Source organism: Kineococcus endophyticus (genome assembly GCF_040796495.1).
GTDB classification, from domain to species: Bacteria; Actinomycetota; Actinomycetes; order Actinomycetales; family Kineococcaceae; genus Kineococcus; species Kineococcus endophyticus.
Genome location: NZ_JBFNQN010000014.1, coordinates 44,373 through 57,925, shown reverse-complemented (window position 1 = coordinate 57,925; position 13,553 = coordinate 44,373). Strand labels below are relative to the sequence as shown.

Genomic DNA, 13,553 nt, shown 5'->3' with positions numbered 1-13,553 from the left:
CCCATGGCGACGCGACGTCCGACTGCGCCCCGCAGCCCCTCCCGCTCGGCGGGGGCTGCGGGGCGCGGTGGCGCACCCCGGCAGAGCGCGCGCCCGGCGGCGGGACGCGGCCCCGGCAGCACGGCCCGCAACGGGTCGCGCCCGGCGCCGGCGGCCCGTGGCCGCAGCGCCGCGACGATGAGCCCGGCCGAACGTCGGCGCACCCGCGGACCGCGCGTCCTCGTGCTGTCGGCCGTCGTCCTGCTGCTGGCGATCTTCCTCGTCCCCAGCCTGCAGAAGTGGCTGGAGCAGCGCTCGGAGATCGGCCGGCTCAACGCCCAGATCGCCCAGCAGCAGGACGACCTCGCGGCCGCGAAGGCCGAGCAGGCCCGCTGGAACGACGACGCGTACGTGATCGTCCAGGCCCGTGAGCGGCTGCGGTACGTCATGCCCGGCGAGGTGCCCTACGTCGTCGACGGCAGCAGCGACGCCGATGCCGTGTCCCCGCAGCAGGCCGCCACGACGGTCCCGAAGCCGTCGGCCGCCTGGTACGAGAACGTCTGGGAGTCGCTGCGGTTGGCAGGCAACCCGGGCGACGCGCCGCCGCCGGTCACCCCCGGTCTCGGCTCGTCCGGCACCAGCTCCAGCAGCACCCCCTAGCCCCCCAGCGCACCCCGAGAAGGCAGGCCGTGAGCTCGACCCCCGCCACCCAGGCCGATCTGGACAGCATCGCCGGCCGGCTGGGCCGGGTCCCGCGCGGTGTCGTCGGCATCGCCCACCGCTGCCGCTGCGGTCGCCCGGACGTCGTCGAGACCGCACCGCGACTGCCGGACGGCACGCCGTTCCCGACGACGTACTACCTCGTGGACCCGGTCGCCGCCGGGGCCATCAGCACCCTCGAGGCGTCGGGCCTCATGCGCGAGATGACCGACCGGATCGCCGCCGACCCCGAGCTCGCGGCCGCCTACCAGCGCGCCCACGAGGACCTGCTGCGCCGCCGCGCCGCGCTGGGCGACGCCGACGTCCCCGAGATCGCCGGGATCTCCTGCGGGGGGATGCCCACCCGCGTGAAGTGCCTGCACGCGCTCGTCGGGCACGCCCTCGCCGCGGGCCCGGGCGTCAACCCCATCGGGGACGAGACGCTGGAACGGCTCGCCGCCGACGGCGGCTGGCCCGCCACCTGCCCGCACACCCCGTCCGACGCGTGAGCGCCGTCCGTCGCGTCGCGGCCGTGGACTGCGGCACGAACTCCCTGCGCCTGCTCGTCGCCGACGTCGACCCCGCCACGGGGGCCGCCCACGAGCTGGAACGGACGATGGAGGTCGTCCGCCTCGGTCAGGGCGTCGACCGCACCGGCGCGTTCGCGCCCGAGGCGCTCGAGCGCACCTTCGCCGCCCTCGACCGCGCCGCGGAGCTCGTGGCCCGGCACGCACCCGAGGCCGTCCGCTTCGTCGCGACGTCGGCGTCGCGGGACGTGTCCAACCGCGAGGAGTTCGCCGCAGGCGTCCGCACCCGGCTGGGGGTCGACCCCGACGTCGTCACCGGGGAGGAGGAGGCGGCGCTGAGCTTCGCGGGCGCCACGGCCGACCTCGCGCCCGAGGAGTCCCCGTACCTCGTCGTCGACCTCGGCGGCGGGTCCACCGAGCTCGTCCTCGGCGACGACGTCGTCCGCGCGGCCCGGTCCCTCGACATGGGCTCGGTCCGGATGACCGAGCGCCACCTGCACGGCGACCCGCCCACGCCGGACGAGGTCGCCGCCGCCCGTGCCGACGTGCGGGCCGTCCTCGCCGGCAGCGACGTCCCCGTCGAGCGGACGCGCACGCTCGTCGGCGTCGCCGGGTCCGTCACGACGCTCACCGCCGCGGCCGTCGACCTCACCGAGTACGTGCCCGGCTGCCTGCACGGCGTCCGGCTGCCGCTGGAGCAGGTGCTCGCGGCGTGCGAACGGCTGCTGCACGCCACCCGCGCCGAGCGCGCCGCGATGCCCTTCGTCCACCCCGGCCGCGTCGACGTCATCGGCGCCGGTGCCCTCGTCTGGGCGAGCGTCCTCGAGCACGTGGCCGGACGGGCGGGCGTCACCGAGGTCGTCACCAGCGAGCACGACATCCTCGACGGCATCGCCGTCGCCCTCGCCCGCACCCTCTGATCAGCGCCGGGGCAGCAGGGCGCGCAGGTGGTCGGGGAGGGCGAGCTGCAGGCGCTTGCCCGCCGTCCGGCGCCACGCCTCCAGGACGACCGACCGCAGCTCCACGGGGTCGGCGCTCGCGAGCCGCACCTGCACCCAGCCGAAGCGGCCGACGTGGGAGGCGATCCCGTACGTCCCGCCGTCGCCGGCGATGAGCTCGGCCTGGTCGGCCTTCGACGCCTTCACGGACGCCGTGCCGTCCTCCTCGCGGAGGATGACGAAGATCTTCGCGCCGACGCGGAACGTCGCCGCGCCCCACGTCTCCTCCTCGTGCGTCCCGGGGGGCTCGAGCGCCCAGCCGCGCAACGTGCCGCTCGTCACCATGCCGTGGAGCCAACCGCAGTTCTGGCAGGGTGGGAAGCATGAGCACCGTGACCGCCACGACCACTCGACGCATCGACGCGCCCGCCGCGCGCGTCCTCGCCGCACTGGCCGACTACCGCGGCACGCGGCCCCGCCTCCTGCCCGAGCAGTTCACCGACTACGAGGTGGTCGAGGGCGGGCAGGGACCGGGCACGCAGGTGCGGTGGAAGCTGCACGCCACGAAGAAGCGCGTCCGCGACGTGCACGCGACGGTCAGCGCCACCGACCGGCACGCCCTGGTGGAGAGCGACGCGAACTCCACGCTCGTCACGACGTGGCGCGTGGAGGACGACGGACCGGACGCGGCCGAGGTCGTCGTGACGAGCGAGTGGAACGGCGCGTCGGGCATCGGCGGCTTCTTCGAGCGCACCTTCGCCCCCCGCGGGCTGGACCGCATCTACGGCGAGCTCCTCGACAACCTCGCGGACGCCGTGGCCCGCTGACCGCCCGCTGACCCCGCCCCGTGACGATCCCCGCCGAGCACCCCGGGACAGGGGAGCCGTACGCGTCCCCCGTCCCGCCGGGGACCGGGTGGCCGGGGGACCCGTCGTCCCCGCGGACGCCGGTGGCGCGCTCGGCCGAGGACGTCCGCGAGCTCGCGCGGACCGACCTCGCGGAGCTGTCCGCGCGGACCTGCGTCTGCCGCGCCTGCCCGCGACTCGTCACGTGGCGCGAGGACGTGGCGCGCACGAAGCGGCGGGCGTTCCGGTCCGAGCCGTACTGGGGTCGTCCCGTCCCCAGCCTGGGGGTCGCGGACCCCCGCGTCCTCGTCTGGGGACTGGCCCCCGCGGCGCACGGCGGGAACCGCACCGGACGGGTGTTCACGGGCGACCGGTCCGGCGACTGGATCGTCCGGGCCCTGTTCCGGGCCGGCCTGGCGAACCAGCCGACGTCGGTCCACGCGGCGGACGGCTTGGAGCTGCTGGACACCCGGATCGTCGCCCCCGTCCGGTGCGCGCCCCCGGACAACCAGCCGTCCCCCGCCGAACGCGACACCTGCGCCGGGTGGCTGGACGCCGAGCTCGCCCTCGTCGCGGGCGACCTGCGGGTCGTGCTGGCCCTCGGCGCCTTCGCCTGGGCCAGCGTGCTGGCGGCGGCCCGCCGCGGCGGGTGGCACGTCCCCCGCCCGCAGCCACGGTTCGGCCACGGTGCCGAGGCCGAGCTCGGCGGGCCGCACGGACCCGTCCGGCTGCTGGGCAGCTACCACGTCAGCCAGCAGAACACCTCCACGGGACGGCTCACCGAGGCCATGCTCGACGCCGTCGTCGCCCGGGCCGCCGTGCTCGGCCGCGGGCCGCGCGAGCGGCACGGTGCCGGCTCGTAGGCTCTGGCCGTGCCCCGGTCCGCCCCCACCCGCGTCCTCGTGGTGGGCGGCGGCCACGTCGGGCTCACCACGACGCTGCGGCTCCTGCGCCGGGCCCGGCCCGGCGACCTGCGCGTGACGGTCGTGGACCCCCGCGGCTACATGACGTACCACCCGTTCCTGCCCGAGGCGGCCGCCGGCTCGATCGACGCCCGCAACGTCGTCGTCTCGTTGCGGCGCAGCCTGTCCGGCGTGGGGGACGGAGCCGAGGTCGTGACCGGGGACGTCGTCCGGCTCGACCACGCGCAGCGGCGGGCGGTCGTCCGGACCGGCGACGGCGCCGAGCGCGACCTCGACTACGACGTCGTCGTGCTGGCGCCGGGTTCGGTGGCGCGGACGGCCCCTGTGCCCGGCCTGGCCGAGCACGCCGTCGGCTTCAAGACCGTCGAGGAGGCCGTGCACCTGAGGAACCACGTCCTCGGCCCGCTCGACCTCGCCGAGGCGGCGACGGACCCGGCCGTGCGGGAGCGTGCGCTCACCTTCGTCTTCGTCGGCGGCGGGTACGCGGGGGTGGAGGCCGTCGGGGAGCTCGAGGACATGGCCCGCTACGCGCTGCGCCTGCACCCGGGCCTGACGGCGGCGGACCTGCGGTTCGTCCTCGTCGAGGCCACGGGCCGGATCCTGCCGGAGGTCGGGGAGGGGCTCGGGCGCTACGCCCTGGGCGTGCTGGCCTCCCGGGGGATCGAGGTGGCGCTCGGCACGACCATGACGTCCTGCACGGGCGGTCGCGTCGTGCTGTCCGACGGGCGGGTCTTCGAGGCCGGCACCGTCGTGTGGACGGCGGGGGTCAAGGCCCACCCCGTGCTGGAGGCGACCGACCTGCCCCTCGACGAGCACCACCGGCTGCGGGTGGGGGCCGACCTGCGCGTCCAGGGGGTCGAGGGCGCCTGGGGTGCGGGCGACAGCGCCGCCGTGCCGGACCTCACCCGGCCCGGCGCGACGTGCGCACCGAACGCCCAGCACGCCGTGCGGCAGGCCCGCCGACTGGCGGACAACGTCCTCGCCGTGCTGCGCGGCGGACGGCCCCGCGAGTACCGGCACGCCGACGTGGGGTCCGTGGCCTCGTTGGGCCTGCACCAGGGCGTCGCCGAGCTGCGGGGGGTCCGCGTGCGCGGGTACCCGGCCTGGCTGGTGCACCGGCTCTACCACCTGTCGAAGGTGCCGACCCCGAGCCGCAAGGCCGGGGTGCTGCTCGGCTGGGTGCAGGCCGCGCTCTTCCACCGCGAGGCCGTGGCGATGACGGCGCTGTCGCACCCCTTCGCCGAGTTCGAGCGCGCGGCCCGGTCCTGACGACCCCTGCCCGGTGGCACGACCGCGGCTGGCAGGATGACGGCACGCGGTGGTGGGCGTGAGCCCGGGTGGTGTGACTGGTAGGCGCACGGGGCTTGCACCCCCGCGCCGTCCGCGGCGGCACGCCGGGTGCCAGGATGAGGCCGACGCGGTGGGTGGGCGTGAGCCCGGGTGGCGTAACTGGTAGGCGCACGGGGCTTAAACCCCCGGGCCGTTCGCGGCGTGCGGGTTCGATCCCCGTCCCGGGTACTCCATCGTGATGATCCTGTGACCGGACTCCGGAACCGTTCCAGGGTTCGGGGCGTTGGCACGGACAACAGCACCCGCTCCGGAGGGGAGCCATGGAGAGCAAGAACCCGGTCTTCGCGCGCAGCAACGAGTGGAAGCGGAACGGTTACGCCACGTTCGACGCGCCCAGCTCGGCGCAGCGTCGCCCCGTCGACGCGCCCGACGCCTCCGCGCGCACGCTCGAGGACTGGTACCAGAAGCCGTCCGCCACCGCTGCGCAGTCGCGCCGCATGACCCTCGACGACGTCGTCCTGCGGACCGCGTCGCTCTTCGCCGTCCTGCTCGTGGGCGCGGGCGTCGGGTACCTCGGTGTGACGCGCACCGACCTCGGGTTCGGGCTCGTCATCGTGCCGGCCCTCGTCGCCATGGTCCTCGGGATCTGGGCGCAGGTGTCCAAGAAGGTCCGCCCGGGCGTCATGTTCGCCTACGCGGCCCTCGAGGGCGTGTTCGTCGGCGCCATCTCGACGTTCTACGCGTCCCTGTACAACGGGATCGTCCAGCAGGCCGTCCTCGGCACGCTGGCGGCGTTCGCCGGGATGCTCATCGCCTACAAGACGGGCGTCATCCGCAACAGCCCGAAGTTCACCAAGGTCCTGCTCATCGCGGGTGTCGGGTACCTGGTCTTCGGCCTCGTGAACCTCGGGTTCGCGCTCCTCGGCGGTACGAGCATCTACTCCGGCGGCGGTCCGCTGGCAGTCCTCGTCAGCGCCTTCGGCGTCGTCCTGGCCTCGCTGTTCCTCGTCCTGGACTTCGACTACATCGAGCAGGGCATCAAGAACGGCCTGCCGGTCAAGGAGTCCTGGCGCGCGGGCTTCGGCCTCATGGTGACGCTGGTCTGGCTGTACCTGGAGATCCTGCGCCTCATCGCCATCCTGCGGGGCAACGACTGACGCCCAGTCGCGTGAGCACCACCGACGAGCTCGGTGCGCCGGAGTCCCGGCGCACCGAGCTCTCGCGTCTCCTGGCCCTGCAGACCGACCGCATCCGCGGGCTCCCTCTCACCCGCCTGGACCGCGCGCGACCCGGCGAGGACGCCTCGGCCGCCGACGTCGTCCGCGCGGCCGCGCAGGAGTTGGCCGACCTCGCGGCCGACGCCGAGGGACGGCCGCGGCGGACGGTGCCGCGGCTGGCGACGCACGGCCTCGGGGACCAGCTCGCGGTCCTCGGCGCGGACGTCCTGCGCTGCGGGGACACCACCGCGCTGGAGGCGGCCCACGACGTGCTCGTCCGCGTGCGGAGGGCCCTGTAGCTCCTGGGATGATGGGGCCATGCGCTACGCCGAGACCGTCGTGGACCTCGTGGGCGGAACCCCGCTGGTCAAGCTCAACAAGGTGACCGAGGGCCTGGCCTGCACCGTCCTCGCGAAGGTCGAGTACCTCAACCCGGGCGGCTCCGTGAAGGACCGCATCGCCACCCGCATGATCGAGGCCGCCGAAGCCGAGGGGTCCCTCAAGCCCGGTGGGACGATCGTCGAGCCGACGAGCGGGAACACCGGTGTCGGCCTCGCGCTCGTCGCCCAGCAGCGCGGGTACAAGTGCGTCTTCGTCTGCCCCGACAAGGTCAGCGTCGACAAGCGCAACGTCCTCAAGGCCTACGGCGCCGAGGTCGTCGTCTGCCCGACGGCCGTGCCGCCGGAGGACCCGCAGTCCTACTACTCGGTCTCCGACCGCCTCGTCCGCGAGATCGAGGGCGCCTGGAAGCCGGACCAGTACAGCAACGTCCACGGCCCCCGCAGCCACTACGAGACGACCGGTCCGGAGATCTGGGCCGACACCGAGGGCAAGGTCACGCACTTCGTCACGGGGGTGGGCACCGGCGGGACCATCACGGGCACCGGGCGCTACCTCAAGGAGCAGGGGCCGGTCCGCGTCGTCGGCGCCGACCCCGAGGGGTCGGTCTACTCCGGCGGCACCGGCCGCCCGTACCTCGTCGAGGGCGTGGGGGAGGACTTCTGGCCCACGGCGTACGACCCGTCCGTCCCGGACGAGATCATCGCCGTCTCCGACGCGGACTCCTTCCAGATGACCCGCCGCCTGGCCCGTGAGGAGGGCCTGCTCGTCGGCGGCTCCTGCGGCATGGCGGTCGTGGCGGCCCTGCGCGCGGCGAAGGACCTCGGACCGGACGACGTCGTCGTCGTGCTGCTGCCGGACTCCGGTCGCGGGTACCTCGGCAAGATCTTCAACGACGACTGGATGGCGTCGTACGGCTTCCTCGACTCCGAGGAGGGCGGAACGGTCGCGGACGTGCTGCAGCAGAAGACGTCCGGCTTGCCCGCCCTGGTGCACACGCACCCGACGGAGACCGTCCACGACGTCATCGAGATCATGCGCGAGTACGGCGTGTCCCAGCTGCCGGTCGTCGGCGCCGAACCGCCCGTGATGGCGGGGGAGATCGCCGGCTCGGTGAACGAGCGCGCCGTCCTGGACGCGCTGTTCACGGGCAAGGCGAAGATGTCGGACGCGGTCAGCGCCCACATGGGCCCGCCGCTGCCGCTCGTCGGTGCGGGCCAGTCCGTCGCCGACGCGCGCGAGGTGTTCTCCACCGCGGACGCGGCCGTCGTGGTCGAGGACGGCAAGCCCGTCGGCGTCATCACCCGCCACGACCTGCTGGCCTACCTGGCGCTCTCGCACTGACGCGCGGGCTGCGGCCCGCCCCGGCTCAGCCGGGCGCGGGCCGCAGTCGCGGGCGCTTCACGGGCGCCGGTCCGATCGACTCGCGGGGCAGGAACGTGTGCACCGACCGCGGGTCCGGGGCGGGAGGTTCCTCCCCGCGGATCAGCGCCACCAGCCGCTGCACCGCCTCGCGGCCCTGGCGCTCGACGTCGTTGGCCACCGTCGACAGGGGCGGTGTGCTGAACCGCCCGCAGTCGTGGTCGTCCCAGCCGAAGACGCTGAGGTCGCGCGGCACGCGCCACCCGCGCTCGACCGCGGCACGCATCGCCCCGAGGCCGGAGTGGTCGTTGCCGGCGACGACGGCCGTGACGGGGGTGTCCCGCGGCAGACCCATCACGGCGTCGTACCCCGAGCGACCCTTCCAGTCGCCCGCGACGACTGTGGCGGACAGGCCCAGCTCGGCCGTGGTCTGCAGGAAGACCTGCTGGCGGTTGCGGGCCGAGGCGTACTCCGCCGGGCCGCTGACGTGCAGGAAGTGCCGGTGCCCGAGGTCGGCCAGCGCCCGCACGATCTGCCCGCAGACGGCGCCGTCGGCCAGGGCGCCGCGGGTGCGCATCTCGTCGTCGTAGTGGGCCACCGCCACGACGGCCGTGGTGCCCGTGGCCTGGGGGGTGTGCGGTCCGGACCCCAGGGTGAGGACCCCCTCGAACTCACCGGAGTCGGCGACGTCCTGCCAGTGGTCGGCGCCCGCGCCGGCCGTGCCCGCCGCGCCTTCGCGGCCGATGAGGTCGACGGCGTAGCCGGCGTCGTGGGCGCCCGCCACCACGGCCGAGATCAGCCGCAGCGGGAGCCCCGTCGTGGACGGCACGAGCAGGGCGAGGCGCCCGGTGCGGCGCGTGCGCATCGACCGGGCGATGAGGTTCGGCCGGTAGTTCAGCTGGCCGATGGCGGCCTCGACCCGCTCGGACGTGTCCGGTCGCAACCCGCCGTTGCCACGCAGGTAGCGGGAGACCGTCTGGTGCGAGACCCCGGCCAGCGCCGCGACCTCGTAGATCGTCGGCTTCTTCGCCGGCGTGCTGGTCTGCGTGCTCTGTCGCACCACGGCCATCCTCTCGGGAAACCGCTTCCCGAATGTCGTTGACACCTCGAGTGATCGATAACTACAGTACCCGCAGTCAACGAAGATTATCGATCACTCTGGTGGTCGACACCGCCTCCGAGATGGGACCCACGGTGAGCACTCCTCCCCAGGACCGACCCCTGCGGTTCGCTGCGGTCGGTCTGGACCACCCCCACGCGCTCGGGCAGATCGCCGGCCTGCTCGGCCAGGGCTGCGAGCTCGTGGGGTTCGCCTCCGACGACCCCGCCGCGGCCGTCGCCCGCACCGTCGCGCAGCGCTGGCCCGACGTGCCGTGGTTCGACGACGCCGACGCGCTGCTGACCGATCCCGACGTCGACCTGGTCGTCACCGCGGCCGTCCCCGACCGCCGCGGCCCCATCGCCGTCCGGGCGCTGCGGAACGGCAAGGACGTCGTCGCCGACAAACCCGGCTGCGTCACCCTCGAGCAGCTCGAGGAGGTCGAGAAGGCCGTCGCCGAGTCGGGCCGGTTCTGGTCGGTGACGTTCTCGGAGCGGTTCGAGGTCCGCGCCGCGGTCAAGGCCGGGGAACTGGTGCACGCCGGGCGGATCGGCCGTGTCGTGCAGACGATCGGGCTGGGTCCGCACCGCGAGGGCGACCGGGCCCACCTCGCCGGCGGGAACGGCCGGCCGGAGTGGTTCTACGACCGGCACCGCACCGGCGGGATCCTCACCGACATCGCCAGCCACCAGGTCGACCAGTTCCTCTTCTACACCGGCTCGAGCACCGGCGAGGTCGTCGCGAGCACGGTCGCGAACTACACCCACCCCGAGTCCCCGGGGATGCAGGACTTCGGTGAGATGACGCTCGCCTCCGACCGCGCCCACGGGTACGTCCGGGTGGACTGGTACACCCCGCAGGGGTTGCCGACGTGGGGCGACGGGCGGATGACGATCCTGGGCACCGAGGGGTTCATCGAGCTGCGCAAGTACGTCGACCTCGCCGGCCGCGAGGGCGGGGACCACCTGTTCCTCGTCGACGGCGAGACGACGCAGCGGATCGACTGCTCGGACGTGGACCTGCCGTACTACCCGGCCCTCGTCCACGACGTGCGCCACCGCACCGAGACGGCCTGCCCGCAGGCCCACACGTTCGAGGTGATGCGCATCGCCCTCACGGCACAGCGCGACGCCCGGATGACGGGGGCGGCGCAGTGAGCGCCGGGGGGGACGACGTGCTCCGTGTCGGGATCGTCGGGTGCGGCGGCATCGCCCGCTCGCACGGCCGCGCCTACGCCGCCGACCCGCGCGTCGAACTCGTCGCGGTGCACGACGTCGACCCGTCGGCGGCGGAGACCTTCGCGGCCGAGGTGGGTGCCCGCGCCTGCTCCTCGGTGGCCGACCTCGTCGCCCAGGACGTCCAGCTGGTCTCCGTCTGCACCCCGCCCGGCACGCACACCGACACCACGGTCGAACTGCTCGGGCTCGGCACCTCGGTGCTGCTGGAGAAGCCCCCGACGGTCAACCTCGCCGACATGGACCGGATCGCGCAGGCCGAGTCGACGAGCGCGGGCGCGGTGTTCGTGGTCTTCCAGCACCGTCACGGGTCCGGGGCCAAGCGGGCCCACCGGCTCCTGGCCGAGGGGACCCTCGGGGTTCCGCAGGTCGCCGTGTGCGAAACCCTCTGGTACCGGCCGGACAGCTACTTCGACCCCGCCTGGCGGGGGAACTGGGCCGGGGAGGGGGGCGGTCCCACGCTGGGGCACGGCATCCACCAGATCGACCTCCTGCTGCACCTGCTGGGGGAGTGGCGGACGGTCGACGCCCGCGCGACCCGCGTCGCGCGGCCCGTGGAGTTCGAGGACGTCTCCACCGCCTCGGTGACGTTCGCCAGCGGGGCCGTCGCCTCGGTGACCACGAGCCTGCTGTCCCCGCGCGAGACGAGCCGGATCCGGATCGACACGACGGGGGGAACCCTGGAGGTGGAGCACCTCTACGGGTACACCGACGCCGACTGGTCCTGGTACCCGCTGCCGGACGCGCGGACCGCGGCGGCCAACGGCACCGACCCCGGTGCCGGGCAGCGTTCCACCGGCGCCTCGGACGCGACCGACGTCTGGGCCGCCTCGGCCGGGCAGGACGTGCCGTCGAACCACGCCGCGCAGATCCACGACCTCGTCGGCGACCTGCTCGCGGGCCGCCCGCACCCGACGACCCTGGCGAGCACCCGTCCCACGATGGAGTTCGTCACGGCGCTGTACGCCTCCTCCCTCGAGGGCGAGACCGTCGCCCGCGAGGACCTCACGAGCGACCGCGCGTTCTACCACCGCCTCGACGGCGGGTTGCCCGCCGAACGGGTCTCCGCCCGGATGTCCCGGGCCTGAGACCTCCGTCCCACCCAGCACGCGCACCCCAGCCCCACCCCCTCGACTCGACGACGACCGGAGAGGTGTGTCCATGTCCCACAGTCGGTCCCAGCGACCGTCCGTCCTGGCGCGCGGGAGGTGTCCGCGGTGAGCGCCATCTCCGAACTGTCCACCCTGCGCTCGGGGCGCGGGCGGGCCCGCACGCCGCAGGAGAAGGCGGCGCTGCGCCGGGAGAACAACCGCGACAACAAGGCCGCGTACCTGTTCCTCGCACCCTGGTTCCTCGGCCTGGCCGTCATCACCATCGGGCCGATGCTGGCCAGCCTGTACCTGTCGTTCACCAAGTACAGCCTGCTGCAGCCGCCGGAGTGGATCGGCGTCCAGAACTACGTGGACATGCTGAACGACGACCGGCTGCACCACTCGCTGAAGGTCACGTTCACCTACGTCGTCGTGGGCGTGCCGCTGCAGCTGGCCTTCGCCCTGGCGGTGGCGATCGTCCTGGACCGGGGGATGCGCGGGCTGGCGCTGTACCGGTCGATCTTCTACCTGCCCTCGATGCTGGGCGGGTCGGTCGCGATCGCCCTGCTGTGGCGGCAGATGTTCGGCACCGAGGGGCTGGTGAACCAGCTCCTGGGGGCGGTGGGGGTCCAGACGTCCATCGGATGGGTCTCGGACCCCAGCTACGCGCTGTGGACGATCATCCTGCTGCACGTCTGGACGTTCGGGTCCCCGATGGTGATCTTCCTGGCCGGTCTGCGGCAGATCCCCGTCATGTACCACGAGGCGGCGGCCGTCGACGGGGCGACGCGGTGGACGCGGTTCCGCCGCATCACGCTGCCGCTGCTGTCGCCGATCATCTTCTTCAACCTCGTGCTGCAGCTCATCAACGCCTTCCAGTCCTTCACCCAGGCGTTCGTCGTCTCGGGCGGGACCGGTGGGCCGGCGGACTCCACGATGTTCTACTCGCTGTACCTGTACCAGAAGGGCTTCGGCCAGTTCGAGATGGGGTACGCCGCCGCGATGGCGTGGCTGCTCGTCCTCATCGTCGGCGTGCTGACGGCTCTCAACTTCCTGCTGTCGAGGTTCTGGGTGTTCTACGATGACTGATCTCCAGGAGAGCCCCGCCCCGCTCGCGGCGGTGCCCCAGCCGCCCGCCCCCCGCCGCCGTCCCGGCCGGTCACTGGCGCGCTCTACCGTGAAGCACCTGGTGCTGATCGCGGTGAGCGTCGTCATGATCTACCCGCTGCTGTGGTTGCTCGTGTCGAGCTTCCGCCCCACCGACGTCATCTTCCGGACGCCGGGGTTGTGGATCAACGGCCTCGTGCTGGAGAACTACACCGGTGGCTGGACGGCCCTGGCCCAGCCGTTCGGGCACTACATCGTGAACTCGGCGATCGTCGTCGTCGGTGCCGTGGCCGGGAACCTGTTCGCGTGCTCGCTGGCGGCCTACGCCTTCGCCCGCTGCCGGTTCCGGTTCCGGACGCTGTGGTTCGCGATCATGCTGATCACCGTCATGGTGCCGATCCACGTCGTCCTGGTGCCGCAGTACATCCTGTTCAACAACCTGGGCTGGACGAACACGTTCGTCCCGCTGATCCTGCCGAAGTTCCTGGCGACGGACTCGTTCTTCATCTTCCTCATGGTGCAGTTCATCCGCGGGATCCCGCGGGAGCTGGACGAGGCAGCGCGCATCGACGGCTGCGGCCACGGCCGCATCTTCCTGCGGGTGATGCTGCCGCTCATGGGGCCGGCGCTGGCGACGACGGCGATCTTCACGTTCATCTGGACGTGGTCGGACTTCTTCACCCCGCTGATCTACCTGACCGACCCGAACGCCTACACCGTCCCGGTCGCCCTCAAGCAGTTCCTGGACGCCACGAGCGGCAGCAACTGGGGTGCGATGTTCGCGATGTCCATCGTGACGCTCGTGCCGCTGTTCCTGGTGTTCCTGTTCGGTCAGCGCTTCCTCGTCAAGGGGATCGCCACGACCGGCGGCAAGTGATCCCTGCTCCGCACCTCCCGCACGA

15 protein-coding genes and 1 tRNA gene are annotated in these 13,553 nt (G+C 73.4%); 14 read left to right on the top strand and 2 right to left on the bottom strand.

Annotation, left to right across the window (positions count from 1 at the left end; all coding sequences use genetic code 11):
• Window positions 1–3: 3 nt before the first annotated feature.
• Genes AB1207_RS19120 through AB1207_RS19110 form a run of 3 tightly spaced genes read left to right on the top strand, consistent with a single transcriptional unit; the run spans window position 4 to window position 2,125 of the window.
• A complete protein-coding gene (locus tag AB1207_RS19120) occupies window positions 4–639 on the top strand; it encodes an FtsB family cell division protein (RefSeq protein WP_367640001.1) in 636 nt (211 codons plus the stop codon).
• Between the two features lie 29 nt (window positions 640–668).
• Window positions 669–1,187, top strand: coding sequence for a DUF501 domain-containing protein (locus AB1207_RS19115; protein WP_367640000.1), 519 nt, complete (start codon window positions 669–671; stop codon window positions 1,185–1,187).
• Entirely contained in the window at window positions 1,184–2,125 is a 942-nt protein-coding gene (locus AB1207_RS19110; RefSeq protein WP_367639999.1) for a Ppx/GppA phosphatase family protein, read from the top strand. Before AB1207_RS19115 ends, AB1207_RS19110 begins: the two co-directional genes overlap by 4 nt.
• Here the strand turns inward: AB1207_RS19110 and AB1207_RS19105 are convergent, their stop codons facing one another.
• Window positions 2,126–2,488 carry an MmcQ/YjbR family DNA-binding protein gene (locus AB1207_RS19105; protein ID WP_367639998.1) on the bottom strand — a complete coding sequence of 121 codons (363 nt, stop codon included), beginning with the start codon at window positions 2,486–2,488 and terminating at the stop codon, window positions 2,126–2,128.
• 38 nt (window positions 2,489–2,526) lie between these two features.
• Here AB1207_RS19105 and AB1207_RS19100 point away from each other — a divergent pair, with 38 nt between their 5' ends.
• The 7 genes from AB1207_RS19100 to AB1207_RS19070 all read left to right on the top strand — a co-directional run bounded on the left by AB1207_RS19100 (window position 2,527) and on the right by AB1207_RS19070 (window position 8,101).
• Complete coding sequence (locus AB1207_RS19100) at window positions 2,527–2,970, top strand: SRPBCC family protein (protein WP_367639997.1); 444 nt, start codon at window positions 2,527–2,529, stop codon at window positions 2,968–2,970.
• A 26-nt stretch (window positions 2,971–2,996) separates the two neighbouring features.
• The gene (locus AB1207_RS19095; RefSeq protein WP_367640118.1) at window positions 2,997–3,851 is read left to right on the top strand and encodes a uracil-DNA glycosylase; all 855 of its coding nucleotides are present in this window, start codon (window positions 2,997–2,999) and stop codon (window positions 3,849–3,851) included.
• 9 nt (window positions 3,852–3,860) lie between these two features.
• The gene (locus AB1207_RS19090; protein ID WP_367639996.1) at window positions 3,861–5,180 is read left to right on the top strand and encodes an NAD(P)/FAD-dependent oxidoreductase; all 1,320 of its coding nucleotides are present in this window, start codon (window positions 3,861–3,863) and stop codon (window positions 5,178–5,180) included.
• A 165-nt stretch (window positions 5,181–5,345) separates the two neighbouring features.
• A tRNA-Leu gene (locus tag AB1207_RS19085) sits at window positions 5,346–5,429 on the top strand.
• Window positions 5,430–5,521: 92 nt separating this feature from the next.
• Window positions 5,522–6,358, top strand: coding sequence for a Bax inhibitor-1/YccA family protein (locus AB1207_RS19080; protein ID WP_367639995.1), 837 nt, complete (start codon window positions 5,522–5,524; stop codon window positions 6,356–6,358).
• A gap of 11 nt (window positions 6,359–6,369) precedes the next feature.
• Window positions 6,370–6,717 carry a hypothetical protein gene (locus AB1207_RS19075; RefSeq protein ID WP_367639994.1) on the top strand — a complete coding sequence of 116 codons (348 nt, stop codon included), beginning with the start codon at window positions 6,370–6,372 and terminating at the stop codon, window positions 6,715–6,717.
• 19 nt (window positions 6,718–6,736) lie between these two features.
• Complete coding sequence (locus AB1207_RS19070) at window positions 6,737–8,101, top strand: cystathionine beta-synthase (protein ID WP_367639993.1); 1,365 nt, start codon at window positions 6,737–6,739, stop codon at window positions 8,099–8,101.
• A gap of 25 nt (window positions 8,102–8,126) precedes the next feature.
• On the opposite strand, the gene AB1207_RS19065 is transcribed toward AB1207_RS19070, so the two are convergent.
• A complete protein-coding gene (locus AB1207_RS19065) occupies window positions 8,127–9,179 on the bottom strand; it encodes a LacI family DNA-binding transcriptional regulator (RefSeq protein ID WP_367639992.1) in 1,053 nt (350 codons plus the stop codon).
• A gap of 134 nt (window positions 9,180–9,313) precedes the next feature.
• On the opposite strand from AB1207_RS19065, the gene AB1207_RS19060 reads away from it, so the two are divergent.
• The 4 genes from AB1207_RS19060 (at window position 9,314) to AB1207_RS19045 (ending at window position 13,528) form a co-directional block, all read left to right on the top strand.
• On the top strand, window positions 9,314–10,375 hold the full coding sequence (locus AB1207_RS19060; protein WP_367639991.1) for a Gfo/Idh/MocA family protein: 1,062 nt from the start codon (window positions 9,314–9,316) through the stop codon (window positions 10,373–10,375).
• 17 nt (window positions 10,376–10,392) lie between these two features.
• Window positions 10,393–11,541: a Gfo/Idh/MocA family protein gene (locus AB1207_RS19055; RefSeq protein ID WP_367639990.1), complete on the top strand. Its 1,149-nt coding sequence runs from the start codon at window positions 10,393–10,395 to the stop codon at window positions 11,539–11,541.
• 129 nt (window positions 11,542–11,670) lie between these two features.
• The gene (locus tag AB1207_RS19050) at window positions 11,671–12,633 is read left to right on the top strand and encodes a carbohydrate ABC transporter permease (RefSeq protein ID WP_367639989.1); all 963 of its coding nucleotides are present in this window, start codon (window positions 11,671–11,673) and stop codon (window positions 12,631–12,633) included.
• Window positions 12,626–13,528: a carbohydrate ABC transporter permease gene (locus AB1207_RS19045; RefSeq protein ID WP_367639988.1), complete on the top strand. Its 903-nt coding sequence runs from the start codon at window positions 12,626–12,628 to the stop codon at window positions 13,526–13,528. Before AB1207_RS19050 ends, AB1207_RS19045 begins: the two co-directional genes overlap by 8 nt.
• Window positions 13,529–13,553: the final 25 nt, after the last annotated feature.

What these genes read in the sequence shown, in the direction of transcription:
- AB1207_RS19120 (WP_367640001.1), top strand. Translation starts at nt 4, where the DNA reads ATGGCGACGCGACGTCCGACTGCGCCCCGCAGCCCCTCCCGCTCGGCG.
- AB1207_RS19105 (WP_367639998.1), bottom strand. Translation starts at nt 2,488, where the DNA reads ATGGTGACGAGCGGCACGTTGCGCGGCTGGGCGCTCGAGCCCCCCGGG.
- AB1207_RS19100 (WP_367639997.1), top strand. Translation starts at nt 2,527, where the DNA reads ATGAGCACCGTGACCGCCACGACCACTCGACGCATCGACGCGCCCGCC.
- AB1207_RS19080 (WP_367639995.1), top strand. Translation starts at nt 5,522, where the DNA reads ATGGAGAGCAAGAACCCGGTCTTCGCGCGCAGCAACGAGTGGAAGCGG.
- AB1207_RS19070 (WP_367639993.1), top strand. Translation starts at nt 6,737, where the DNA reads ATGCGCTACGCCGAGACCGTCGTGGACCTCGTGGGCGGAACCCCGCTG.
- AB1207_RS19045 (WP_367639988.1), top strand. Translation starts at nt 12,626, where the DNA reads ATGACTGATCTCCAGGAGAGCCCCGCCCCGCTCGCGGCGGTGCCCCAG.